Genomic DNA, 26,002 nt, shown 5'->3' on the forward strand with positions numbered 1-26,002 from the left:
TTCTCCCTCTGTTTTTTGAAAAATTTCTAGATTTTTTCTTGCAGTTCATCTTCAGTTAACATTTATTTTGTATACTACGATCATTGTTCTGATATACTTATTAGTATACCGAATATTTCAATACGGGAGAAGGGTGATTATGCTTCAATTAAAAGATATAAAAAAATATTATAAAGTCGGCGAAACCACCACTAAAGCATTGGATGGTGTATCTGTCGCTTTCAGACAAAAAGAATTCGTAGCGATTTTAGGTCCTAGTGGTTCTGGTAAAACGACTATGCTGAATGTGATTGGTGGACTAGATAATTATGATTCCGGTGATATGGTGATCAACGGAAAATCTACTAAAGACTTCAAAGACAACGACTGGGATGCCTACCGAAACAATTCTATCGGGTTCATTTTCCAAAGTTATAACTTGATTGGTCATTTAGGCATTATTGAAAATGTTGAACTTGGGATGACATTAAGTGGTGTTTCTAAAGACGAAAAACGAAAACGGGCAGAAGATGCCTTGCATCGGGTCGGCTTGACAGATCATATGCACAAAAAGCCAAATCAGCTATCTGGTGGACAAATGCAGCGGGTAGCAATCGCTCGAGCGCTAGCTAATGATCCAGATATCCTTTTGTGTGATGAGCCAACCGGAGCTTTAGATACAGAAACAAGTATCCAGATCATGGAACTGATCCAAGAGTTATCGAAAGAAAAATTAGTGATCATGGTCACACATAATCCTGAACTGGCCAATCAATATGCAGACCGGATCATTGAATTTTCTGATGGTAAGATCTTAACGGATTCCCATCCTCACATCGAACGACCAAAAGATGATCAATTTAACCTACGCAGAACGAAGATGAGTTTTTGGACAGCGTTGAAGCTTTCTTTCAACAATATCCGAACAAAAAAAGGACGTACTTTCTTGACTTCCTTTGCTTCCAGTATCGGGATCATCGGAATCGCGATCGTCCTTTCCCTTTCTTCTGGTTTCCAAAAGCAAATCGATAACACGCAAGCTGAAACGATGGCGAAATTTCCGATCACTATTTCTAAGGTAACGACTAACCAGACCCGTGACGATGCTGGATTAGGTGCAAGCAAAGCAGAGTATCCAGACAGCAAAACGATCACAGCAAAAGTCAGCGAAGAAGACAAAGCACAGCATACGAATAAAATCGATCAAACCTACGTCGATTATGTAACAGGCATCGATCCTAATTTAAGTAATAATATTGGGTTTACTCGTACAACAGGAATCAATCTTTTACGTGATGTAAATGGCAAAGTACAGCCTGTCAGCTTCTCGAATCAAAACCCTGATGCGGAATCTCTTTCCTTGTCTAGTACGATGTCAGCAATGACAGGTGTGGGAGTGTCAAGTTTCCCTACACAGCTTGACACTAGCAAAGAAAACTTTTTAAAAGACAATTATTCTTTACTTGCCGGAAGTTATCCAGCCTCAGCAACAGATGTCGTGCTGATCGTAGACGGCAACAATAATACTAATATCAATGCATTGAAAAATCTTGGATTTGATGTGAAGGAAGACGAAAAACTTGATTTCGATGAGATCGTCGGTACAACATTCAAGTTAGTAAACAACAATACTTACTATACAGAACTTCCAACTGGGAATTTCATTCCTAATACAGATTATGATTCGATGTACCAGAATTCTTCAGATGAATTGAAGATTTCAGGAATCCTACGCGTGAAGTCTTCTTCTACAATGAATCTCTTATCGCCAGGAATCGCTTATAGTGACCAATTAACGACTCAAATCGTCAATGAGAACAAAGAATCCGAAATCGTCAAAGCCCAAAAAGACAGTGATGTAAATGTCTTAACTACTGAAAAAGTTGACGAAAATGCCAAACAAACATTGCTTAGTTATTTAGGCGGAGACAGCTTGCCTTCAAGTATCATGATTTATCCGAACAATTTTGAAGACAAAGAAAAAATCTTGGATTATTTAGATGATTACAATACAGGCAAATCAGATGAAGATAAAATCATTTATACTGATTTAGCTGGAACGATGACTGAACTGACTGGCGGATTGATGGATGCTATCACTTATGTCCTCATTGCTTTTGCAGGGATCTCTTTAGTAACAAGTATGATCATGATCAGTATCATTACTTATACATCTGTGATTGAACGGACAAAAGAAATCGGTGTACTAAAAGCTTTAGGTGCACGGAAAAAAGACATCACTCGCGTATTTGACGCAGAAACGTGTATTTTAGGTATTTCTTCTGGGATACTAGGTGTGTTTATTGCCTGGCTAGCTACATTCCCTATCAATAGCATCTTGTACAGCATGACGGATCTAAAAAATGTTGCGCAACTAAATCCTGTCCATGCGATCATTCTAGTGATTGTCTCTACTGTATTGACGATGCTTGGCGGTCATCTTCCTGCACGAATGGCAGCGAAAAAAGACGCTGCTATCGCTTTGCGTGCAGAATAAAGCTATTCGTTTTTTCCAATTACTACAAAGGGTGGTGACAAAATTGTTGTCACCACCCTTTTTTTGAATAAACAGCTTTTCATAACCTCTCGATAAACGGCGTTCTCCTTCCAACTCCTCGGTCACAACCTCTGATTCACGGTGTTCCTGAAGTAGCTTCTTCGGAAATAAGCCGAAATGTCACAAAAATTTGAGAAGCAATTTTCGTAAATTCCTTCTTATTTCTTGAAGCTGACCACTTCTGTCACAACCTCTTGCCTATTTATAATTCTGGAATATGGTTTTCCCCTTTGAGCCACAGTTCTTGCGGTGTATATTTGTCTTTTCCATTTATGAATACTGTTCCATCTGCTTCAATCGTTACTTCAGTCCCAATCCACATATTAGTAGACAAAGCGAGAAGATTTTTTCTTTTTCCTCTTCCTTTTTTTCCAAATTGCAAGGCATCGGTTATCTCTTCTGTCCAATGAGATTTCACGTATTTTACTTCCCCGTTTTCAAATGTAACTTTCAAAATATTCGCTATATTTTCCACTTTTACTGCTTTAGGAAATGACTCCTCCATTTTTTTCACTTTCCTTCCATTAGCATTTAGTATGCGCTTTCTTATTGTGATAAGTATATCATAATTTATTCTATTATCAAAAAACCGTATCCATTCCATTAAGGAATATTTTATCAAACAAGTTGAATTGTTTTCCTCCTTTGTACCTTTTACTATAGATAGGTAAAGACAACTAAGGAGGAATTTCTCATGACAGATCAACCGTATGATTTAAGAAAAGTCATCGAAGAACTAAAAACACTTCCAGGTCAATATCACGAAACAGATATTGAAATCGATCCTGAAGCAGAATTATCTGGTGTTTACCGTTATATCGGTGCTGGCGGTACAGTAAAACGTCCGACCCAAGAAGGACCAGCTATGACTTTCAACAATATCAAAGGTTTCCCCGGCACACGTGTGAACATCGGGACAATGGCTAGTCGTAAACGTGTAGGTGAAATTTTGCACCATGATTATCGAACACTTGGCCGTTTCTTGAAAGACGCTGTAGAAAATCCAATCAAACCTGTGAAAGTAGACAAAGCAGACGCTCCAGCACAAGAAGTCGTTCATCTAGCTACCGATGCAGACTTCGATATTCGCAACATTTTGCCTGCACCTACAAATACTCCTGAAGATGCAGGTCCATACATCACGATGGGTGTAGTCTTAGGATCAGATCCAGAAAAAACAATGAGCGATGTAACGATCCATCGTATGGTCCTAGAAGACAAAGATACGATCGGTATGTACATCATGCCTGGTGGACGCCACATTGGTCACTTCCAAAAACAATTTGAAGCATTGAATAAACCAATGCCTATCACTATCAATATTGGTTTAGATCCAGCAATTGCCATTGGTACGACTTTCGAACCACCTACCACTCCACTTGGCTACAACGAACTATGGTGTGCAGGAGCTTTGCGTAACGAACCTATTCAAATCGTTGATGGTGTAGCAGTCGATGAAGTGGGTATTGCTCGTGCTGAATTCATCATTGAAGCAGAAATCATGCCAAATGAAACAATGCAAGAAGATATCAACACGAACTCAGGGAAAGCAATGCCAGAATTTCCTGGTTATACTGGGGATGCTAATCCAGCTGTACAAGTAGTAAAAGTCAAAGCAGTTACTCATCGAAAAGACAATCCAATCATGCAAACAACGATTGGTCCAAGTGAAGAACACGTATCTATGGCCGGTATTCCTACAGAAGCAAGTATTCTTGCCTTGGTTGATAAAGCTATTCCAGGAAAAGTAGTAAATGTCTACAATCCTCCTGCAGGTGGCGGTAAATTGATGACCATCATGCAGATTCGTAAAGAAAACGAAGCGGATGAAGGTATTCAACGCCAAGCAGCTATTCTTGCCTTATCAGCCTTCAAAGAATTGAAGACAGTCATTTTAGTCGATGAAGATGTTGATATTTTCGACATGAACGATGTAGTTTGGACTTTCAACACTCGTTTCCAAGGAGATAAAGACATTATTGTGCTCCCAGGAATGAGAAACCATCCATTGGACCCATCAGAATTACCAGAATATAATCCTGGTTCTATTCGTTTCCGTGGGATGAGTGCAAAAACTATCTTTGACGGTACAGTTCCTTTCGATATGAAAGAACATTTTGTACGTGCAAAATTCCAAGAAGTAGAAGATTGGGAAAAATATTTGAAATAATGAATGATCTGCAACTGTTTTGACATCATAAAAAGGAGTGCGGAAAATGGAACAATTGGCACAACGGAAGAAAAAAATCGTGATTGGTGTAAGTGGCGCTTCGGGCACCATTTATGCCATCAACCTAGTGAAGAAACTAAAAGAATATCCGATGGTAGAAACACACGGAATCATCAGTCCATGGGCAAAACAGAACTTAAAGCTGGAATCCGACTTATCCCTAAATGAATTCGAAAGCCTGTTTGATTACCATTATTCAAACAAAGATCTAGGTGCTGCTGTCGCCAGCGGATCATTTTTGACCGATGGAATGATCATCGTACCGGCAAGTATGAAAACAGTCGCAGGTATCTCTGTTGGTTTAGGCGACAACCTGATTGCACGTGCTGCTGATGTAACAATGAAGGAGCAACGAAAGTTAGTCATTGTCCCTCGTGAAACGCCATTAAATGCCATTCACTTGGAAAACTTGACTAAATTAGCACGACTAGGTGTGCAAATCATACCACCGATCCCTGCTTTTTATAATCAGCCTCAAACGATCCAAGATCTTGTTGATCACCATACAATGAAACTTTTGGATCAATTTGGGATTGTAAATGAACATTCAAAACGTTGGCAAGGTGATTAATATGGAAAAAGAAACGATAGTTGAAGTAACAAAACTAGGTTTCACGATCCAAGCCGCTGTTAAAGTAATCGGTAAAGACTTATTGATTACTTTAACAGGCGGAGATACACCACATATCGGAACAGTCACTACATTTTCTCGTGATACAGAGATCCAAACTGTACGTTTCCCTAGCCACGATGGTCGTTTCCACAAAGACGATGTCTTAGCCGAAAAAATAGCTGTGGTCATCAAAAATGCCGTTCCAGGAAGCTGTACGATCACTTCCGGTATCCATGTTGACCATATCTCCAATGCACAAATCAACGCTTCTTTTCCTATGTCAGAAGAGTTAGGTTACAAGATTTTAGATTGGTTGGAAAAAACAGATTTCCATATCAAAGAACCCGTTTATTATAAAGATGGTGAAAAACCATTATGAAAGAAGAGGTTGTGACACATCTTTTGTCATAACCTCTTGTTTTTATTTTTGCTTCACTGTAACTGCTACGATATCACCAATATCTTTTCCGATGTTTTTACGAATATCTTTTCGTAGTCCAAGGATATAGCAGACCGAACCATCTAAATTTTTCACGCCCATATTCACGATACTGCCTTCGTACGGCACATTATCAAAAGTTGCTTGGACTTTCACTCTTCCAGCACCGAATTCTTCTCTTATATTATATGGAAAAACAATATATGCGCCACCCTTTCCGACTTCGGAAGCATAGATTTTTGATTCAAAAGAATAAGTTCTCCTCATTTTATTCCTCCTATTTTTTACATCTAGTATAGCATAGCAAAAAAAGAAGGAACTGTGACAAAAGTCTTGTCGCAGTTCCCTTTTTTTGAATAAACGGTGTTCTCCTGCCAACTCCTCGGCCACAAGTCACAATATTCAACAAACATGAGAAGCTGTTTTTTGAAATTGCTCCTTGTGACTCAGAGTGAAACGGCAGGCTCACAACCTCTTCCTTAAACGGTGTTCAATCAGCTGACCCTCGGCATTAGCTCAAAAAACGGCAAAATATGAGGAGCTATTTTTCCGTTTTTTTCTCTAATACTCAGGTCAAAACACTGATTTCACAACCTCTTCCTTAAACGGTGTTCAAAAGCTTGCATCTACGGCACTAAGCCCAATCAGATGAAAAATATGGCGTGCTATTTTTATCTGATTGTTCTTACTGCTTGATGCAGAGCAGCTTTTTCACAACCTCCTACACGGTGTTCAAAATATTATTCGCCTTTTGCTTCTTTCACTAATTTCGCGAATGCTTGTTGTTGGAATTCAGCAGTTAAGGCTTTCGTACGTTGTTCTTGTTCTGCTTTGCTCATTTGCGGATTTTCAGTCATTGCTTTTACCATACCGTCTTTCACATAAGCTTTTGCTTCACTTTCCATCGTACTTTGCTGTTTCTTCACTAATTCAGCTAACTTGGATGCTTGGTCCGTACTTAATTCTACCCATGTCTCTGGGATTTTGAATGTATTCACTCGGCTGTCATATTCGTGATTGTTATCAGCAATATTGAACCAGAATTTATACATGTCGTTTTTGTATTCCCAATAAGTAGTTTTCGTCACTTTTTCAGCATCGCCGTCTGTCTTTTCTACTTTATTTGTTTCGTTATCCGTACCAGTTGCTTTTGGTTTCTCTTGTTTTTCATTCGTTCGGTAAAGATACACTTTTTCTTTTCCATTCCCTAAAGCTTTATACAAAAGCATATCTGCTCCTTGGGAATCAGCACTGGAAACAATTTTTTCTGTTTTCGTTTCCGTTACTTTTTCCATTCCAAAGTGATTGGACAAATTAGCGACGATCAAACTTAGTGAAGCGACGAAGATTAGTCCGAAAATCAAAGATAAAAAGGTTTGCCATGTTTTTTTAGCGAACACGTTCGTTAAAGCAAAAGCAAGCAAGCTGACAATCAAAACTCCAATAATCATGCATTATCCCCCGCTTTCGTTAGAACAGGTTCTTTTTTCTTCAATAAAAAGGCAATAATAAAGCCAAGGATTCCAAAGATGATCGCTACGATAAACGCGGCATGGTAACCTGACAGTGTGGCATTGATTGCCTGATCTTTATAAGCTAATGGTGTATTGTCCAATACAGATTTGCTTGGGATATTTGCTTTTGTCACATTCGTCAACACACTGATCAAAATAGCTGTACCGATCGAGCTTGCAATTTGACGGAATGTATTATTTACCGCTGTCCCGTGACTGATCAAGTTATTTGGCAATGCATTCATACCAGAAGTCGTTACCGGCATCATGACCATGGAGATCCCAAACATACGGATCGCATAAAGAATCACGATATATAAAACTGGAGTCGTTTTTGTCAAGAAAGCAAATGGTGCAGTTGCGGCTGTCAAAATGAACATCCCTGTAATGGCTAAACGTTTCGCGCCGTATTTATCGAAAATCGCACCTGTAACGGGCATCATAGCCCCCATGATCAAAGCACCTGGCAACAACATCAAGCCAGAATGGAATGCTGATTCTCCGCGAATGTTTTGGATATACAACGGCACGACCATTTCTGCCCCTACCATCGCCATATTCGTTACACCGGCTAAAACAGCTGCAATCGTAAATGTAGATGATTTGAATACGCGAAGTTCCAAGAATGGATGTTCCAAATGTAATTGACGCCATGAGAACAAGGCGATGAAAATCACACCAACGACTAAGAAACCAATTACTTTCAAGCTTCCCCAGCCATCATCACCTACACTAGAAAATCCGTAAAGCAAACTACCGAATCCAATCGTTGACAAAATAGCTGATAAAATATCAATGCTAGGATTTGACAGTGGAATAACACTTTTCATTAGGAAGAATGCTAAAACCAAGACAAGAACAACGATTGGCAGTACCATACCAAACAAGTCACGCCAATGGTAGTTATCAATGATGTAACCAGATAATGTAGGGCCTAAAGCAGGAGCAAGCCCAATAACGATTCCTGACATCCCCATTGCTGATCCTCTTTTTTCTGGTGGGAAAATAGACAACATGATATTTTGCAATAATGGCATCGATACTCCCACACCGCAAGCTTGGATCAAGCGACCGATTAGTAATGTACTAAAATTAGGTGCTGTAAAACAAGTAATCGTTCCGATCAAAAAGATCGTCATGGCAGAAAGATATAAATTTCTTGAACTGAATTTATTGATCAGCCATGCTGTTATTGGGATCATGATCCCGTTGACTAGCAAGAAACCAGTCGTTAACCATTGCACATCAGACGCTGAAATATCGAAAGCTTTCATCAATGTAGGAAAAGCTGTCGTCAATAAGGTCTGATTCAAAACGGTACAAAATGTACCAATTAATAAGACAACAACTAAAAGTGTCCGATTATATGGTTTTCCGTAAATATCTACGGGTTGGTTGTTACTCATATTTCTCCTTCTTTCTGAATTTTTTCTGAAACTACTAGAATACTTTAGTCCTAAATCTACCATTTGTCAACCTACTTGACACATTAGTTAATACAGCTATAATTAAGGAAAGTAAGAGGACAAAAGGAGTGACAAAAATGGTTGGGGCTTCCCTTAAACGTTTGTTGGAAAACGATCAATTGGTTGTTGGCATCAGTGAATTAAGTGATATCGTCGGTGTGTCTCCACGTCAATTAAGGTATTGGGAACAAAAGGGATTCATTCGTTCGATCGAAGCTGATGCGAATTGTCCTAGAAAATATCGTTTGCCTACAGTTATAAAAGTAGAACTGATCAAAAAATACTTAGATGACGGATTTACCTTATCTAAAGCTGCAGAAAAGGCAGAAATCCGACAAAAGAAAATGCATCATGTCCGCAAAGTTTTTTCAAAAGCAATCAAAGATATCGAATTAATCGACGAACGCTATACGATTTTACAAATCGGTAACTTCAAAGAAGAGAATGCGAAGATGTACATCATTCATGACAACGAGACAGACGAATTGTCTTACAAACTCCTTCCTGTCGATGAAAAAGCTGACTACGATCAGCTGTTAAAAGAATTCTAAGCCCCGCTAATCTCCTAAACATCAGACTTTTTAAAAAGTAGATGATACATATAACACTTAGAAAAAGCCTGTTTGAACATAAGAATATCCGAACAGTGATCTGTATTTCTTTCACATAGAAAGGAAGCATCCATCACTGTTCGGATATTTTTTAGTTTATTTTTTTCGGTTGTTTTCTTCTTCCAATACATCCGTCAGCCAACTTGCATATTCTGTTTCCCGATTGATCGCATGCGCTAAAATCAAGTAATGTCCGTAATTTTCATGTTTTTCTTTTTCTGTAGGAAAGATTGTTTTTTTCCGCTCTAATAGATGAAGTCGTTTTTCTTCATGAAGATCACGCTGCTGCTGGATGATTTCTACTAATGCCGGATCATTCACGTCTTTGACGAAATACAATTTTAAAACGAATTCGTCTCGATTAACCGGCAGTTCATTGGTCGGTGTATGAATCCACTCTGCTAATTGTTCCTTCCCTTCTTCTGTTAATTCATAAACTTTTTTTTCCAATTTTTCGCCTGTGATCTCTACTTGATGTTGAATGATTCCTTGCTCTTCCATTTTTGCCAGCTCAGGATAAATCTGACTATGTTTTGCTTGCCAAAATTCTCCTATTTCATTTTTGAATGATTGATTCAATTCATATCCTGTCATCTGCTTCTTACTTAATAACCCTAATAAAATATAGCGAAGTGTATTTTTTCTTGCCATCAGTTTTTCCTCCTTGACAAATCTTTAAATCCATTCTATCATAAACGAGTAATCAAAAACATGTAGTTTATTACATGTTTTAATTTAGAGGGAGATGCTTAATCATGAAAGAATTTAAAGAATTGGAAGATTTTATTGGAACTCACTTTATTTATACGTATGACAACGGTTGGGAATATGAATGGTATGCAAAAAATGACCATACTGTCGATTACCGTATCCACGGCGGAATGGTCAAAGGTCGTTGGGTAAAAGACCAAGAAGCTGATATCGTTAAATTGACAGATGGCGTATTCAAAATTACTTGGACAGAACCAACAGGGACAGACGTGGCATTAGACTTTATGCCAAATGAAAAGAAACTTCACGGAATGATCTTTTTCCCTAAATGGGTTGAAGAACATCCAGAAATCACTGTTACTTTCCAAAATGAACATATCGCAGAAATGGAAGCAGCTCGTGAAAAATATGAAACTTATCCAAAATTACTTGTTCCTGAATTTGCTACCATCACTTATATGGGTGATGCAGGTATAGACAATGAAGATGTCATTAGTGAAGCGCCATATGATGGCATGCCTGATGATATCCGTAGCGGAAAATACTTCGATGAAAATTATAAACGAGTAAAATAAGGTTGTGAAAGAGAGGTTGTGAAATCAGCGTTACGCTTTGAGTAATAAGAACGCTAGTCAGAAAATAGCTTTTCATATTTTCTAGGCTAGTGGGCTTATTACCGAGAAGCAGCTGATTGAACACCGTTTATCAAGAGGTTGTGAAATCAGCGTTTTGACCTGAGTATTAGAGAAACAAACGGAAAAATAGTTCCTCATATTTTGCCGTTTGTTGAGCTAATACCGAGGGTCAGCTGATTGAATACCGTTTAGTGGAGAGGTTGTGAAAAAGCTGTTCTGCATCAAGTAATAAGAACAGCCAAGTAAAAACAGTTCCTTATGTTTTTAAATTGGTTGGACTTATTACCGCAGATGCAAGCTTTTGAACACCGTTTATCAAAGGTCGTAACAACTGCATCTTCACACAGTTAAATTAGTGACTTCAAAATGAAATAATGCTCCCAGCAAAAATTAGGCTGGGAGCATTATTTCATTACTCTGTTCATCAAAAATCATTGGTTTGATTCCATTGCATCACAAGCTCCTCCTCATTTACTGCTTCATCTTTTTGCAGTATTTGAATTGCAAAGCCTTGTGAAAGATAGAAATGAATAGCTGATTGATTTTTTTGATAGACTGTCAAAGTCAGTGTTTTATTGGTTTCTTTTATTTTTTTCATTAGTTGCGTACCGATTTTTTGTTGCCGATATTCCCTCTTTACAAAAATCCCTGCGATGAACTGATCAATCACCCCAGCAAAACCGACGATTTCTTGATCTATTTCTGCTAAGTAAATCATTGCCTCTGGCAAAGCTTTCCTAACAGATTCTATTTGACTCTCCCAATAAGTTGGTGAGATGAATCCATGAGAATCCAAATTAGCATGCAGCCAAATCGATAGAACAGTTTCCAGTTCTTCAGCAGACAATTCTGTTGTTGTACGAATCATTTTTTCTCTCCTTACTTAGTCATTGAGTTTAAACCAAAAACCATTTTTTTGAAGCTCTTTCACCAGTTTTCGCCCCTCAAAAAAGTACATCTTTTCTTGTTTTAATTTTCTGATACCAAAAGAAGCAGCGACTTTAGGATCATCAACTGACACGATTCGATAAGTCCCACCAGGCAATTGATCCAGCTTGACTTTCCCATAATGATCGCTTTGCACTGAAAACGGCACACCGTTTCTAGTAAGTGTTTTTTTCTTATGTTTCAAAATAAATGAGCCACCCTTTACTGGATTCCCTGCTGAATCACTTATAATAAATGAAAAATCAAGCACTTTTTTACTTAACCGATACTGATAAATCAGTCGACCAATAAACAGTAACAGTATGACTACAGCTATTATCGTTCCTGCAAGAATAAGCAACTGTCGCAAAGTTCTTTCCTGATTTCCTTTTTCTTCTTCGTTTTTTACCGATTCACTATAAGGAATCCGATGTCCCGTCACTATCAAACGATGCGTGTTGATCATATACGGTGTACATGTAAGCAAGGTAACTAAGTCTTTTCCTTCTTCAATCGTTAGAACAGACGTGTCATCTGGCAGTACCACTTGTATATTCCCAACTTGATAAGCCAATTTCTCCCCAAAAACAGTCAAAATAAACGTATCTCCGTGTTCTAAACGATCTAACTCGGTAAAGAATCGTCGATTGGGTAACCCGCTGTGAGCAGAAATCACTGAATGCGTCGAATTTCCACCAAGTGGGAAAGAAGTTCCTTGTAAGACGCCTGCTCCATTCTCAAGAATCATGCCGTTAAGCCGGTCATAAAGTGAAATATTTATTTGGATTTTAGGTATATTGACACTTCCAATCAGCCATTCCTCTAATTGGCTGGATGTCGTGCTTTCATTTCTGTTCTGTTCATCGAAAGGATCAGCCCCAGGATTGAATCCTTGGTCAGTTAATCGTTGGTTTTGCTCCTCCATTTTCTTTCGCTGCGCTTCATTTTCGGCTGCGGTTCGTTTTTGTACTTGTTCCATTCGTTTTTGATCCATAAGACTATTTAAAGAATCCACATAAAATGGATACAAAGCGATTAGTAACCCTACGACGATACATATCAATAAAAATAAACGAAACAAAAGCCGACGAGACTGTTTTTGCTTTCTCTGCTTCACATGCGTCCTCCCTTGCAAGTTTTTTTGTTCTTTCTTTTATTATATGGGTTCAGGAAAAAAATAGAAAATGAAAGCCGATGAGATTGTGAAAAAGCTACTTTGTTTCGAGTATTAAGAAAATTTTGACTCAAAACAAGGAATGCGACATGGCTTTGCCACATCCTCTCTCCTTAGAAATTTCACTTATGTTTTTCTTGTAAAATTCATAAATATTTTCATGAATTTTCTAATTTCTTGCCTCCCTACCGCATAGGATATATGATGAATTTATCTAAAGTTTGCAAAGGAGTTCGACAATTGAAAAAATATGGCCCGTTTTTAGCAATTTTTTTCATTGCTTTGGCATTTCTCATGCCTCATTTATTCACACATAAACTAATTTTGGGTGCTGATGCCCCCTTCCATTACAATCGGTTCTACGATGCTGCGCAACAAATCAAACATGGGGATTTCCACTATTTTCCTTCCCTTTATGGATTCCAGCAAAGCGGTAGGATCGTTAATGCCGTTTACGGCCCATTTTTTGCTTATTTACAAGGATTGATCGTGTTGCTTGCAGGTAGTTGGTTTCACTATCAGATTCTTTCAAATTTTATTCTTTATCTTATTTCAGGATTTTCTATGCTGATCTTACTAAGATATGTCAATGTTCGGAACTGGGTAAGTGTACCAGTAGCCGTTTTATTCATGAGTACGTATTCTATTCAATATTGGTCTATCAATCAAGGATTCACTAGTTGGGGGACTTGTTTCTATCCTTTATGCATGATCCCTATTGTTGATTTCGTCCTTCATAAAAAGTTTCCTGTAATCAAAGTTGCGATCTCAGTTGGACTTATGACGCAGATTCATCTACTGTCTTCGATCATGTTAGCCTTGATGTATATTCCTTTTTATCTTTATTACTTTTTTAACCAGACTGAAAAAGGAAAAGCACTGCTTCCACTGATCAAGTCGGTCTTGCTTTATTTTGTCCTGACAGCAAATATTTGGGCAGGACTGGCTATTGTTTACAGCGGGAATAAGATTCTTCCTCCCTTTGTTAACAGAGAAATGAGTCAAAAGGCGATCGACCTGGATGGCAGTTATTGGCTTCATTATCCTAAAGCCTTTCCGATATTGATATTGTCAGGTTTTTTGCTTTTTATTTTCTTTCAACAAAAGAACACCTTGTTCCAAAAAATCGTGTTGTATACAAGTCTTGTTTTCTTTTTTCTTTCTACTAGCTTGATTCCATGGACGACATTGATCGAAAAAAATGTGCCTTTTATTAGCTTAATTCAATTTCCATTTCGATTTTTCGTCCCATTTACGCTATTGCTTCTGCTTTACCTTGCCCTATCACTAAATCAATGGTCTGAGCAAAAGTGGTTCCGTCTTTTAGGTATATTGGGTATTCTTATTTTTTCTGCACAGACGATCCAAAACTTATACCAGCATCTAGAAAAGTGGGAGAATGAAACATTTGTCAGTCGACATACTTACCTCTTCGATACACCGGAAGAAGCAAGGAAAACATTCTTCAGCAAAGATATGTCTACCAGCTTATTCGTTTTTCAAAAAACCACCCCTGACTATCTGCCAATCTATAAGGAGACAAAAGACAACAAATACGACCGATATAACGAAGAAATATTAGAAAACGAAACAACTTTCATAAAAACACATCCAGGCGGTCTTTTGACAATCAAGTGGAAAAATACTGGGGACAAAACGGTTCATATCCCTGTTATCGTTTATGATCGGACTGTACTACAGCAAAATGGAAAAACATTGACTGATTATGAATTAACGGATATCGGGACCCCAATCGTGAATCAGCAAAAAGGGATCAACGAGCTCACGCTTCATTATCGAACGCCGATCTATTTCTATTTCATTCTTTCTCTTACTTTGATTGGTTGGTTTACCTTGCTGTGCTTATTTATTTATCATAGATACAAGCATCTACATGCTTAGTCAAAACGGATGATACATCCAATCAAAAAAAACTCTCCGAACGGTAGGATCGATCGGAGAGTTTTTTTTTGTTTAGTTTTTTGTGTCATATTTTTGTTCGTTCATCGTCCATCTATTTCGATTTCAGCCCCATAGTGATCACTGATGATTGGACTATCGATCCCGTCAAAAATCCGTTGATATTTTTTTACTTGTACTCCTTCAGGGACAAAAATGAAATCTATACGCAATTTTTCTGTGTTTTGTTCCCAACCATCAATCTTCTTTTCTACAGTAGCAGCTTTGCCTTTTTCATTCGCGATAACATACGAATCTTGAAGAAGAAGACCACTTTCCTTTACTATATGATAACCTTCAGAATCTGCCGGATTATTGAAATCACCTAGGAAAAAAAGTGGTGCGCGGGTTTCAAAAAAGTAGTTTTCCAAGTTTTTCCACTCAAAATAAAAGCCGCTTTTTTTATCTGTCCACCAAGAAAAGTGGCAGCTAGAGACAAAAATATCTTGATCATCTATCTTTGTTTTTCCAATCAAGATCTTGCGCGTTCGATAATCTTCTTTCTTTTGAGATTCGGAGACGGTGAGGACCTGACTTTCCAATGGTCTTTTCGTAAGCAGCGCATTTCCTTCTTCATATTTATCATAACCGATGTGGCTCATTTCCCAACTCCAAAAATACTCTTTTCCTTGTTCTTTTAAAAGCTGGACTAAACAGTAGGCAAAATTATCTTTGCGGATAGGAACTTGATTCTCTACTGGACAGAACTTCATTAGTTTTGCAGGGTCTGCTTCTTCAGATTCCAGTAATTGGTTGATTTCTTGTAAAGCGATCACTTCATAATCTTCTAACAGGATCTTATCTGCTAATTCCTGTAATTTTTTATCTGGTTCTGGCTCAAGCCAGCTATGTGTGTTCAATGTCATGAATTTCATGGTTCTTCTCCTTCTCTTCATTTCGAAACAAAAGGGGTTGTGACAAAATTTTGTCACAACCTCCCCAGTAAACAGTGTTCAATCAGCTGACCTTCGGTATTAGCTCAAAAACGGCAAAATATGAGGAGCTATTTTTCCGTTTTGTCTCTCTAATACTCAGGTCAGGACGCTGATTTCACAACCTCCCTTTATATTTTAATGGAGCCGATCACTTTACCAGCTGCCACTGTCCCTAATTGCTTGATCACTACTTCTTCCACTTTATCATTCGTAAATACGATCATGATCGTTGGATCTTTTTCTTCGTTTTGGATCACTTCAAGATTCATTTCAGCTAATTTCGTTCCTGTTCCTACTTCTTGTCCTTCTTTGACAGCAATCTCAAAACCTGACTGATTCATTTGGACTGTATCAATCCCCATATGGATCAAAACTTCGACGCCCTCTTTCGTTTCTAGCCCAATTGCATGTTTGCTAGGGAAAATACTTGTCACTTTTCCAGCGATCGGCGCAACAACTTCTCTTGACGTTGGAATAACAGCAAAACCATCACCCATCATTTTTTGTGAGAATACTGGATCTTTTACTTCAGCTAAAGGAATCACTTCCCCAGAAGCTGCGGAAACTAGTTCTTGTTCTATGCCTAAGTATTTCTTGCTATCTGCTTGTCCATTTCCTGTAGAAACCATTTGCGGCTCTGGAATCTCTGCTCCTGATTGCAGCAGATCTTCGATATCTGATTTCAAGACATCTGCTTTTGGTCCATAAACTGCTTGGACTCCATTGTCTTTGACGATCAGTCCCATTGCTCCTGCTCGTTTCCAGGCTTCTTCAGTCCCAACTTTTTCCCGATCGTTTACACTTACACGTAAACGAGTCATACAGGCATCGACATCTTTGATATTTTCTTTTCCGCCCAACAAATGGATGATCTGCACCACTTGCTGGTCTGCAGTTCCTGTTCCACTGTTAGATACAGTGGTTTCTTCACTGTCATTGTCATAATTTCCGTTACGCCCCGGTGTAGCAAAGTTGAATTTTTTGATCAAGAAATTTGCTAAGAAATACGTAACAACACCAAAAACGATCACACATAACACGAAGTTGATAAGATCTGCACCTAGACCCGCTTTGATAGCTAATGGTGTCCGCGTCAGCAATTCGATATTTCCAAATGAATGGACCCGCAATGGTAAAATGTCTGCCATCGCAAATGCAGCTCCCTGAATGACTGAATAAATGGCATATAATGGTACAGCCGCAAACATGAACATGAACTCCAATGGTTCTGTTACACCTGTTAGAAAGACAGCTAACGCTGCTGAAAAATACATTGATTTATATCTTGCTTTCTTATCAGGATCGACATTACGGTACATCGCAAATGCCATCCCCATCAAAATACCCGAAGAACCAATCATTTGTCCTACTTTGAAACGAGCAGGTGTCCAGTTATGCAACACAAATTCATATTGCGACATATCCCCTGCACCTCTAAGATTCACTAAATCAGTGGCCCAAGCTAACCATAACGGATCTTGTCCAAAAACTTGTGTTCCTGCCTGTGCGCCTGATAAAATCTCGTACGATCCGCCAAGCTGTGTATAGTTGATAGGAATCGTCAGCATATGATGCAATCCGAACGGTAATAGCAAACGTTCCAATGTACCAAATAAAAACGGTGCTAGGATCGGTGCGCTTTCCTGTGATTCTGCAATCCATAAACCAAAATTATTGATTCCGGCCTGTACGTTTGGCCACACAACAGCAAGAATCAATGCCACGATCGTTGACCATAAGATAACGACAAACGGAACAAAGCGCTTTCCATTGAAGAAAGACAAAGCATCCGGTAATTTTCTATAATTATAGTACTTATTATAAGCCATTGCCCCGACAAAACCAGCGATGATCCCTACAAATACACCCATATTCAAAGCTGGTGCTTCCAACACACTTGTAAAGAACCCTTTAACCATGATTTTCGTACCGAAAAGAGTGTGAGTAAACGCATCTTCATTCGCAAGCATATCGCTTGTGACACCAAAGATGGCCCCAGTGATCCGATTGATCAAAATAAATGAGATCCCAGCAGCAAATGCCCCACCTGCCCGTTCTTTTGCCCAACTTCCTCCTATTGCTAAAGCAAATAAAATATGAAGATTCCCAATAATTGCCCAACCAATATTTTCTATTACTCCGCCCGTTGTAACAAGCGGCGTCCACTCAGGATTGATCAAAGGAATTGATTTCCCTATACTGATCATCAATCCAGCTGCCGGCATCACTGCCACCACAACCATTAAAGCCTTTCCAAATTTTTGCCAAAACTCAAAACTAAATATCTTTTTCATTCCGTTTAGCTCCTTTACGCAATCGGTTTCGTTAAATGTATTATAGCGTGCGTTTTCTTTTTTGTAAATGCTTTATTTTTTATTCTTCTGTCTATACCATTCTTTAAAACCCATAATACATAAGTCCCCTTCTATAAATAGCTAGAAAAAAATTTATTTTTATGCTTTTTTCTATGAAATATTTCCTATTGTCTATTGACTTGCGCAATCGGTTGCGTTTATTATGAACGTATAAAACAGCTCATTAGGAGGAGAACAATGAAACAGATCAAACGACTATTTGCTATTGATCCATGGAAAATCAGCACGACCCAATTAGATAAAAAAAATCTTCGACTGCAAGAATCTTTGACAAGTATTGGAAACGGTTATATGGGGATGCGTGGGAACTTTGAAGAAACTTACTCAGGGGACCACCATCAAGGTACTTATTTGGCAGGTGTCTGGTATCCTGATAAGACACGTGTCGGCTGGTGGAAAAACGGTTATCCAGAGTACTTTGGAAAAGTGATCAATGCCTTGAACTTTATCGCAATAGATATTTCGATCAACGATCAGCTGATCGACTTGGCTTCTTTGGAACCAGAAGACTTTTATTGGGAACTAGATATGAAAAACGGTGTATTATCTCGTACGTTCACAATCACTACTTCTACTAATAAAGTACGTATTTCCTTTGAACGTTTTTTGAGCATTATCAAAAAAGAAGCAGCTTACATCCATTTGACTATAGAAATGCTTGAAGGTAATGGAACAGTCGACCTCGTATCGAAATTGGATGGAAATGTCCAAAACGAAGACAGCAACTATGATGAACATTTTTGGAATGAGATCGATCGTGGAACCATAGAAGAAATCGGCTATTTGACAACCAAAACTATTCCAAACAACTTCGGGATCGAACAATTCACTGTTACTGCAGCAATGCGTCATTTCGTTAACGGAAAAGCAGTCGTTCCTGACTATCACGAAGATACTTTAGCCTTACATGGTTGCCTGTCTGCTGAATTATCTCAAGGCGAGACATGGACAGTAGAGAAAGAAATCATCGTTCTTACTAGTCGAGATATCCCAGAAGCGCAGCAAGCAGAAAAAGCCGTCTCAGAATTAGCAAATCAGACAAACAATTATATCCAAGCAAAAGAAGAACAAACAGCGGCTTGGGCAGAACGATGGAAGCTTGCCGATGTGGTCATCGAAGGAGACGAAGAAGCACAGCAAGGTATTCGGTTCAATTTGTTCCAACTATTCTCTACTTACTACGGCGAAGATGAACGATTGAATATCGGACCCAAAGGATTCACAGGAGAAAAATACGGCGGTGCCACTTACTGGGATACAGAAGCGTATGCAGTCCCTCTTTATCTCGCTTTAGCCAAACCCGAAGTAACTAAGAATCTTCTGAAATACCGGCATAACCAACTGCCGCAAGCGATCCACAACGCTCAGCAGCAAGGATTGAAAGGCGCGCTTTATCCTATGGTCACCTTCACTGGCGTCGAATGTCATAACGAGTGGGAAATCACTTTCGAGGAGATCCACCGAAATGGTGCAATCGCCTATGCAATCTACAATTACACGAATTACACCGGTGATACGGAATATTTAAAAAATGAAGGTCTGGAAGTTTTAGCAGAAATCGCCCGCTTCTGGGCAGACCGTGTCCATTTTTCAAAACGAGCAAATAAATACATGATCCACGGAGTGACTGGACCAAACGAATATGAAAACAACATCAATAACAATTGGTATACAAATACGATCGCAGCTTGGGTCTTGCGTTACACGCGAGAAAATTATTTAACTTATCAAGAAGAAGCTGCTATCACTATCAGCGAAGAAGAACTAGCCAAATGGAAAGATATCGCAGAGAACATGTACTTCCCAGTGGACGAAGAATTAGGTATTTTTGTCCAGCATGACACATTCTTAGATAAAGATCTCATGCCTGTATCCGATATTCCCACAAGCGATCTTCCTCTGAACCAGCATTGGTCTTGGGACAAAATCCTTAGATCTTGCTTCATCAAGCAGGCAGACGTATTACAGGGGATTTATTTCTTCAACGATACTTTTACAAAAGAAGAAAAACAAAAAAACTTTGATTTCTATGAACCAATGACTGTCCATGAGTCTTCCCTTTCACCAAGTATCCATTCGATTTTAGCAGCAGAATTAGGAATGGAAAACAAAGCTGTAGAAATGTACCAACGAACAGCTCGCTTGGATTTGGATAATTACAATAACGACACAGAAGACGGCTTGCACATCACTTCCATGACTGGCAGCTGGTTGTCGATCGTCCAAGGATTCGCTCAAATGAAAACCGCCCATGATCAATTGAAATTCGCACCATTTCTGCCAAAAACCTGGAATGCTTATTCTTTCCATATCAATTATCGCGGACGTTTATTATTCATCTCAGTTACAGATGAACAAGTTACTTTCGAGTTATTAGAAGGTACGCCTCTGGAACTTTTCGTCTATGAACAGTCTTACACTTTAGAGGATCGCCTAGAAATAACGCTAAGAAAGGAGAAAGCAAATGTTTAAAGGGGTATTGTTCGATTTAGACGGCGTCATTACCGATACTGCCGAATTCCATTATCGTGCTTGGCAAAAGCTTGGTCAGGAAATCGGCATTACGATCGACCGCACATTCAACGAACAGCTAAAAGGCGTCAGCCGAGAAGACTCTCTCTCTTTGCTTTTAGCTTATGGCGGAAAAGAACACTCTTTTTCAAAGGAAGAATTTGCAGAATTAGCAAAAAGAAAAAATGATTATTATTTAGAGATGATCCAGACAATCGAACCAAAAGATGTCTTCCCTGGGGTCGTCCCTTTACTGGATTCTTTAAAAGAAGAAAAAATCAAGATCGCTCTTGCTTCTGCAAGTAAAAATGGGCCTTTCCTACTTGAAAAAATGGGTCTCACACCTTACTTTGACGCTATTGCCGACCCGGCAGAAGCAGCAAACGGAAAACCTGCGCCAGATATCTTTCTCCTTGCAGCAAAAGCTGTCGGACTAAAAGCAGAAGAATGTATCGGGATCGAAGATGCGCAAGCTGGTATCCAAGCCATCCTCTCAAGTGGTGCTCAACCAATTGGCGTGGGACGTGCTGAAGACCTTGGAGAGGAGATCCCGCTTGTCCCTGATACGACTTTTCTTACGATCGATTACTTGAAAGAAAAGTGGCATGATCATGGATAATCCAGAAATCTCCGTCGTACCAGTTCCAGAGACTGAAATAAAGAAAATCACGTTGAAGAACGACTATTTAGAAGTCGTTCTTCTCAACTATGGTGCCCGCCTGCATCAAATCTTCGCGCCAGACAAAGAAGGAAAATCAGAAAATATTTTATTGTCTTACGATCGTTTCGAAGATGTTCTAACAGATAAAAGCTTTTTTGGCGCAACTGTCGGACCCGTAGCTGGAAGGATCCGAGATGCTTCTTGGGGTGAGCATAGATTGGAAAAAAACTGCGGATCACACCATATCCACGGTGGCACGAAAGGCTGGTCTTTCCAATATTGGGAAGTAGAAGTTTTCAAAACTCCTTCATCAATAGGCGTGGTCTTTTACTTAAAAGATGAATTTTCTACCTATCCAGGACCAATCACTGCTACGATCACTTACCGTTTGACAAAAAACGAGTTAGAGATGACGACCTCTGCCAGTAGCCTAGTCGAAACCATCTGCAATCCGACCAATCATGCCTACTTCAACCTTTCAGGAAATGGAAAAAGAGACATCTATGACCATCAGTTAACGGTCTTCTTAGATGGTATACTTGAATTAGATCAAGAAAAACTACCTACTGGAAATTGGACGAAAAAAGAAGACCTGCCCATCGACTTTAGAAAATCTCCAACACTGCAAGAAATCCTTGCTTGTTATCCAGTTGGACTAGATGATGTATTTCTTTTGCATCATCCTAGGCTTTCCAGAACTTCCTTACAATTATTCGAGAAGCATTCTGGTCGTCAAATGACTATAGCAACTTCCAATAAAAGTATGGTATTATTTTCTACGACTGGATTTGAAGCAGATTTCTCTGTCAACGGAAAACAGATGCATTCAAACTACGGATTAGCAATCGAACCGCAAGAAATCCCTGATATCGTTCATTTTCCCAACTTTGGATCGATCAACCTCCATCCTGGTCAAGAACGGGTCAGTCAGACGATTTATCGGTTCTCTGCACAATAACAAGAGAAAGGTGTTTTTATCATGGCTATTACCGTAAAAGATGTGGCGAAAAAAGCCGGTGTTGCTACCTCGACCGTCTCTCGTGTTATCAATGATCATCCTAGTATTTCCGAGGCAACAAAGAAGAAAGTCCGAAAAATCATGGATGAACTAGGTTATGTTCCTAACATGACTGCCCGCAATCTAGGAAAACGCATTTCCAGTGCCATCGGCGTGATCTTACCTCCTCTTGATTCAAAAGAGCGGATTGGGAATCCCTTTTATCTTGAGATCATGGAAGCAATCAACGAAGAAGCGCGGAATTATGATATGACGACAGCGATTGCTACTGCTAAAAATTTTGATTTACTGTTAGAGAACGTCCAGCGTATGCATCTACAAAAACAAGTAGATGGTTTTATTCTAGTGTATTCAGATAGTCAAGACCCTGTCATTGATTATTTATACCAAAACCACATCCCTTTCACTTTGATCGGACAGCCTTATCATCACGAAAACGAAATCGTTTATGTAGATAATGACAACCAACTTCTAGGCAAACAAGCAACAGAATTTTTGATTCAGAACGGACATAAGAATATCCTATTCGTGACGAATACGACTCATGAGAGTTTGTATTTCGAACGATATTTCGGTTATCAAAAAGCGATGATGATGGCTGATTTTCCTGCGTTTTCCAGTGTAGTACTGGAACATACAGAAGATTATCTGACCTTTGAGAAAACGTTGAAAGAAAACGAAGCCACAGCATTGGTAGTCATTGACGATATCTTCGCCCTTCGCACGATGCAGTTGGCACAAATGTATGGTTATGTCATTCCAGAGACACTTTCCGTCATTAGCTTCAACAACTCGATCTTCTCAACATTGACACATCCTTACCTTACAAGCATCGATATCGATATCTCCGAATTAGGACGTGTCGCTATGCAAAAACTGCGTGAACTGATTCATGAAGAATTAAGTAGCGGCGTACGCTTGGTCATCCCTCATCGCTTGATCAAAAGAGAGACAGTTGTTCCTTTAGAAAGTACGAAACTTAGTTAAATCACTGAATTTGCTGACCATTTATCCTATGGTCAGTTTTTTTACATAAAATACGTTATTTTTATAAGTTTAAAAATCAAATATTAAATAACGTTAATATTAAAATAGATAAATCTATCCCTTCTTTTTCTTTATCAGTTGCGCGAACGATTATGCATCCAAAACAAACGATTATTTGACATAACTACTGTCTTCCATGAGAATACACGAAGGAAACACCAATAATATAAAAAACATTTTTTTAAATTGATTTTTTCTATTACGCCTTGTATTCTTTTGTTTTTTCAAGAATAATTAAATGTGTAAGCGAATACGAATGAACGGAGGTGCAAAAGACCCCCTTGTCGATCAGCCGCACGTGTTCTTGAAAGGAGAAAACATGAAAAAACTCACTCATTTGTTTTTTGTTGTGTTGACACTTCTGCCATTTGCTGCCACGCCTGTCCAAACGCACGCCCAAGAAACGTATACGATTAAAGCAGAACAACATGCGACGACCGAAGTTGTTCCTGAACTCCCGTCTATCTCTCGTATCCCTGTCACTACCCAAGAACCAGATCCGCACAACGCAGCATTGGTTCCTTTAACCGGTGGCGTCAGTTTCTCCTCTTTTCTCTCTCCTTTTTCTGCTGTTGGTGCTACATTAAGTTCTGCATTGGTTTCCCTCCCTGCTTCTGCTGCAGTAGTTTCTGCTATCCTAGGAGCAGGACTTGGTTATAGTTTTTACCAACTAGGTTCCTCCTTAGGCGTCGCCACTGCAGACTTACTCAAAACGAATGCGAGCTTGTATGAATTATCTTCCAATAATCCTGCCCTGCAACAAGAATTGGCCGCTTTTGCCACTTCGGGGATTGATTCTACTACTAGTACCTATAATTTCTCGCAAGGTCTGCAAAAAAGATACGCGCAAGACGTGACCAGTCATGCATTGATGCGGGAATATTTGACAGGAACAACGGATCATGGTGCTTATCGCTTTTCGATCAATGACCATCCGGCTTTTCGTAAACTGATCTCTTATGGTTCTCTTTCTACTGAAACGGCTCGAACTGGCGTAATCGGACGTGATGCCTCGGTAGCTGATCGAATGTTCATCGAAGATCAATTCTTCTTACTGGAAATGGTTCGTGTCATGGAAACTCGAGTCGGCAGTGATACAACATTACTGACGATCTCCGGTCACAATTATGGCCATCGGGGTAGCAACGGTTCCTTCGTCCATGAAGTCGAATTAAGTGTCCCGATGTCTGTCTTGATGAGCCAGATCGCGACTCAAGAAGACTTTCTGGAATATATCCAGCAAAACACCACTTTTGAATTTGGGGTGATCGAAACACCCTCAAGAGAAGTCGCTGTCCAGACGGCTCAGCAAATGGCGCAAGCCTATCATACACGCACTGCCGATATACAAAAGAACTTAGCGGAAGTCTTGGCACCGACTGAAAACGGATTGAGCTTCGATCCTTCTGGTATAATCGCTACCTTATACGGACAAACGGTTGTCCTTGATGCAACAGGAAAGTTCGTGTACGCTGACACTCGCGTAGCCGTTCCAGAATACCAGTGGGGGGCGATCGATTTTGCTTACAGTGAAGCAGCCATCCCAATAGATGACTCAATCACGATTGATGGGCGAAGAGGTGTATTAGATGAAGAAACTGGAGACATCGTAGAAGATGGAACAGGTAAAACATTAGTCGAAGGCGCAATGGGCGCTGCATGGAATGCGTTGAGTCTAGCTCGCGTCCTTGAAGCAATCAAAAACTTCAAAGGGGATGACGATGATGACGATGAATTCGAATGGTATTCCCCTCTTGATTTGTACTATGACGAATGGTATGCAGACGGCGGGAAAGGGCATACGATGGAACGGCATGTGGGACAGACTGCGGATGCCCTACATGCCCGATTGGAGGACATAACCTATTCCGCTGCCTTCCATACTACGGAACAAGCTTTGATATTTATCAACTGCGCGATCTATACTGCCAATAAAAAATACTTAGAGGGTACGATCAAATTACCTTTAGGTGATTGTTCTTTACAAGATGGTAATCGTGTAATCTATCGATCGTATAAATCGATCGCTCTTGGAAAGACATTAGGATGGGGATTTTACAAAACGCCTTATGAGAAATATGTTCAATATGATTCAATCTATTACGCCAAAGTGATTATCCAAAGAATGCCCAACATCGTATGGAAAAAACGAAAGTATTATATCCTAACTGCTTATCCTGACTTACAAAGAACCGTAAAAGAGGAGCCGCCAAGGGCGGCTCCTCTTTCTTCAATCCAATATCAATATAGCATCAAAAACAGTGAATCGCTTTCTCTTTTCATCATACACTGACCACACATAAGCACCATCCCAATAACGACCATTATTATAATAATTCGTAAATTCATTATTCCAAAGGTAAATATGCAGATGATCTTTATCTGGGAAAAGACGATCATTCAACTGGTTAAATTCTTCTTCCGTTCCTGCCGCTCCTTGAGGCGCATCAAGAAAAGAAGTCCGATAGATACTATCCTCAGCCCAGAATGATTCAGGCGTGATTCTTTTCGCCCTCATCATTTCTTTATTCACATAAATAGGATACTCTTTCATCTTGTCAAAAAATCGGATATCCGTATAGTTGATTTTTTCTTCTCTGAATTCGTAAAGTTTTTGTGCATATATTTTTTTAGAAACTA

General features: G+C 39.3%; 22 protein-coding genes. 12 read left to right on the top strand and 10 right to left on the bottom strand.

The window, feature by feature from the left end; all coding sequences use genetic code 11:
• Positions 1-139: 139 nt before the first annotated feature.
• Positions 140-2,476 carry an ATP-binding cassette domain-containing protein gene (locus tag RWU19_RS12560; protein WP_123837610.1) on the top strand — a complete coding sequence of 779 codons (2,337 nt, stop codon included), beginning with the start codon at positions 140-142 and terminating at the stop codon, positions 2,474-2,476.
• 262 nt (positions 2,477-2,738) lie between these two features.
• On the opposite strand, the gene RWU19_RS12565 is transcribed toward RWU19_RS12560, so the two are convergent.
• The gene (locus RWU19_RS12565) at positions 2,739-3,050 is read right to left on the bottom strand and encodes a hypothetical protein (RefSeq protein WP_002320403.1); all 312 of its coding nucleotides are present in this window, start codon (positions 3,048-3,050) and stop codon (positions 2,739-2,741) included.
• A gap of 180 nt (positions 3,051-3,230) precedes the next feature.
• Between RWU19_RS12565 and RWU19_RS12570 the strand changes: the two genes are divergently transcribed.
• Genes RWU19_RS12570 through RWU19_RS12580 form a run of 3 tightly spaced genes read left to right on the top strand, consistent with a single transcriptional unit; the run spans position 3,231 to position 5,758 of the window.
• Positions 3,231-4,706 (top strand): UbiD family decarboxylase, encoded by a 1,476-nt coding sequence (locus tag RWU19_RS12570; protein ID WP_002329604.1) that lies wholly within the window; start codon positions 3,231-3,233, stop codon positions 4,704-4,706.
• 46 nt (positions 4,707-4,752) lie between these two features.
• The gene (locus RWU19_RS12575; protein ID WP_002293209.1) at positions 4,753-5,337 is read left to right on the top strand and encodes a UbiX family flavin prenyltransferase; all 585 of its coding nucleotides are present in this window, start codon (positions 4,753-4,755) and stop codon (positions 5,335-5,337) included.
• Between the two features lies 1 nt (position 5,338).
• Positions 5,339-5,758, top strand: a complete 420-nt coding sequence (locus tag RWU19_RS12580) for a hypothetical protein (protein ID WP_002315934.1) — start codon at positions 5,339-5,341, stop codon at positions 5,756-5,758.
• 42 nt (positions 5,759-5,800) lie between these two features.
• On the opposite strand, the gene RWU19_RS12585 is transcribed toward RWU19_RS12580, so the two are convergent.
• From RWU19_RS12585 to RWU19_RS12595, 3 genes are all read right to left on the bottom strand, one after another.
• Positions 5,801-6,085, bottom strand: coding sequence for a DUF1905 domain-containing protein (locus RWU19_RS12585; protein ID WP_123837609.1), 285 nt, complete (start codon positions 6,083-6,085; stop codon positions 5,801-5,803).
• 473 nt (positions 6,086-6,558) lie between these two features.
• The gene (locus RWU19_RS12590; protein ID WP_123837607.1) at positions 6,559-7,269 is read right to left on the bottom strand and encodes a DUF4811 domain-containing protein; all 711 of its coding nucleotides are present in this window, start codon (positions 7,267-7,269) and stop codon (positions 6,559-6,561) included.
• Complete coding sequence (locus RWU19_RS12595) at positions 7,266-8,738, bottom strand: MDR family MFS transporter (RefSeq protein ID WP_002293204.1); 1,473 nt, start codon at positions 8,736-8,738, stop codon at positions 7,266-7,268. Before RWU19_RS12595 ends, RWU19_RS12590 begins: the two co-directional genes overlap by 4 nt.
• Before the next feature lie 137 nt (positions 8,739-8,875).
• Here RWU19_RS12595 and RWU19_RS12600 point away from each other — a divergent pair, with 137 nt between their 5' ends.
• Positions 8,876-9,349 carry a MerR family transcriptional regulator gene (locus RWU19_RS12600; RefSeq protein ID WP_010731904.1) on the top strand — a complete coding sequence of 158 codons (474 nt, stop codon included), beginning with the start codon at positions 8,876-8,878 and terminating at the stop codon, positions 9,347-9,349.
• 156 nt (positions 9,350-9,505) lie between these two features.
• Here the strand turns inward: RWU19_RS12600 and RWU19_RS12605 are convergent, their stop codons facing one another.
• Positions 9,506-10,060 (bottom strand): PadR family transcriptional regulator, encoded by a 555-nt coding sequence (locus tag RWU19_RS12605; protein ID WP_002293202.1) that lies wholly within the window; start codon positions 10,058-10,060, stop codon positions 9,506-9,508.
• A gap of 104 nt (positions 10,061-10,164) precedes the next feature.
• Here RWU19_RS12605 and RWU19_RS12610 point away from each other — a divergent pair, with 104 nt between their 5' ends.
• Positions 10,165-10,695, top strand: a complete 531-nt coding sequence (locus tag RWU19_RS12610; protein ID WP_002314051.1) for a phenolic acid decarboxylase — start codon at positions 10,165-10,167, stop codon at positions 10,693-10,695.
• A 484-nt stretch (positions 10,696-11,179) separates the two neighbouring features.
• Here the strand turns inward: RWU19_RS12610 and RWU19_RS12615 are convergent, their stop codons facing one another.
• Together RWU19_RS12615 and RWU19_RS12620 are read right to left on the bottom strand one after the other, a co-directional pair.
• The gene (locus RWU19_RS12615; RefSeq protein WP_123837606.1) at positions 11,180-11,623 is read right to left on the bottom strand and encodes a GNAT family N-acetyltransferase; all 444 of its coding nucleotides are present in this window, start codon (positions 11,621-11,623) and stop codon (positions 11,180-11,182) included.
• A 15-nt stretch (positions 11,624-11,638) separates the two neighbouring features.
• Positions 11,639-12,799: a class C sortase gene (locus tag RWU19_RS12620; protein ID WP_123837605.1), complete on the bottom strand. Its 1,161-nt coding sequence runs from the start codon at positions 12,797-12,799 to the stop codon at positions 11,639-11,641.
• Positions 12,800-13,057: 258 nt separating this feature from the next.
• On the opposite strand from RWU19_RS12620, the gene RWU19_RS12625 reads away from it, so the two are divergent.
• The gene (locus tag RWU19_RS12625) at positions 13,058-14,758 is read left to right on the top strand and encodes a hypothetical protein (protein WP_123837604.1); all 1,701 of its coding nucleotides are present in this window, start codon (positions 13,058-13,060) and stop codon (positions 14,756-14,758) included.
• Positions 14,759-14,859: 101 nt separating this feature from the next.
• Here RWU19_RS12625 and RWU19_RS12630 read toward each other — a convergent pair whose 3' ends face one another.
• Complete coding sequence (locus RWU19_RS12630; RefSeq protein WP_104764721.1) at positions 14,860-15,690, bottom strand: endonuclease/exonuclease/phosphatase family protein; 831 nt, start codon at positions 15,688-15,690, stop codon at positions 14,860-14,862.
• Between the two features lie 188 nt (positions 15,691-15,878).
• Complete coding sequence (locus tag RWU19_RS12635; RefSeq protein WP_123837603.1) at positions 15,879-18,044, bottom strand: PTS transporter subunit IIBC; 2,166 nt, start codon at positions 18,042-18,044, stop codon at positions 15,879-15,881.
• A gap of 258 nt (positions 18,045-18,302) precedes the next feature.
• Here RWU19_RS12635 and RWU19_RS12640 point away from each other — a divergent pair, with 258 nt between their 5' ends.
• From RWU19_RS12640 to RWU19_RS12660, 5 genes are all read left to right on the top strand, one after another.
• Positions 18,303-20,597 carry a glycoside hydrolase family 65 protein gene (locus tag RWU19_RS12640; RefSeq protein ID WP_123837602.1) on the top strand — a complete coding sequence of 765 codons (2,295 nt, stop codon included), beginning with the start codon at positions 18,303-18,305 and terminating at the stop codon, positions 20,595-20,597.
• Positions 20,590-21,255 carry a beta-phosphoglucomutase gene (gene pgmB, locus RWU19_RS12645; protein ID WP_123837601.1) on the top strand — a complete coding sequence of 222 codons (666 nt, stop codon included), beginning with the start codon at positions 20,590-20,592 and terminating at the stop codon, positions 21,253-21,255. The genes RWU19_RS12640 and pgmB overlap by 8 nt, the downstream gene beginning before the upstream one ends.
• Positions 21,248-22,255, top strand: a complete 1,008-nt coding sequence (locus RWU19_RS12650) for an aldose epimerase family protein (RefSeq protein WP_086286219.1) — start codon at positions 21,248-21,250, stop codon at positions 22,253-22,255. The genes pgmB and RWU19_RS12650 overlap by 8 nt, the downstream gene beginning before the upstream one ends.
• Before the next feature lie 21 nt (positions 22,256-22,276).
• Entirely contained in the window at positions 22,277-23,302 is a 1,026-nt protein-coding gene (locus tag RWU19_RS12655) for a LacI family DNA-binding transcriptional regulator (protein ID WP_002312769.1), read from the top strand.
• A gap of 316 nt (positions 23,303-23,618) precedes the next feature.
• Positions 23,619-25,655 carry an RNase A-like domain-containing protein gene (locus tag RWU19_RS12660; protein WP_123837600.1) on the top strand — a complete coding sequence of 679 codons (2,037 nt, stop codon included), beginning with the start codon at positions 23,619-23,621 and terminating at the stop codon, positions 25,653-25,655.
• Here the strand turns inward: RWU19_RS12660 and RWU19_RS12665 are convergent.
• The coding region (locus tag RWU19_RS12665) for a hypothetical protein (RefSeq protein WP_316032198.1) at positions 25,593-26,002 on the bottom strand (410 nt) is incomplete at its 5' end. The genes RWU19_RS12660 and RWU19_RS12665 overlap by 63 nt on opposite strands.

Origin of the sequence: Enterococcus sp. 2STP (assembly GCF_032465635.1) — a bacterium.
Lineage (GTDB): Bacteria > Bacillota > Bacilli > Lactobacillales > Enterococcaceae > Enterococcus_B > Enterococcus_B lactis.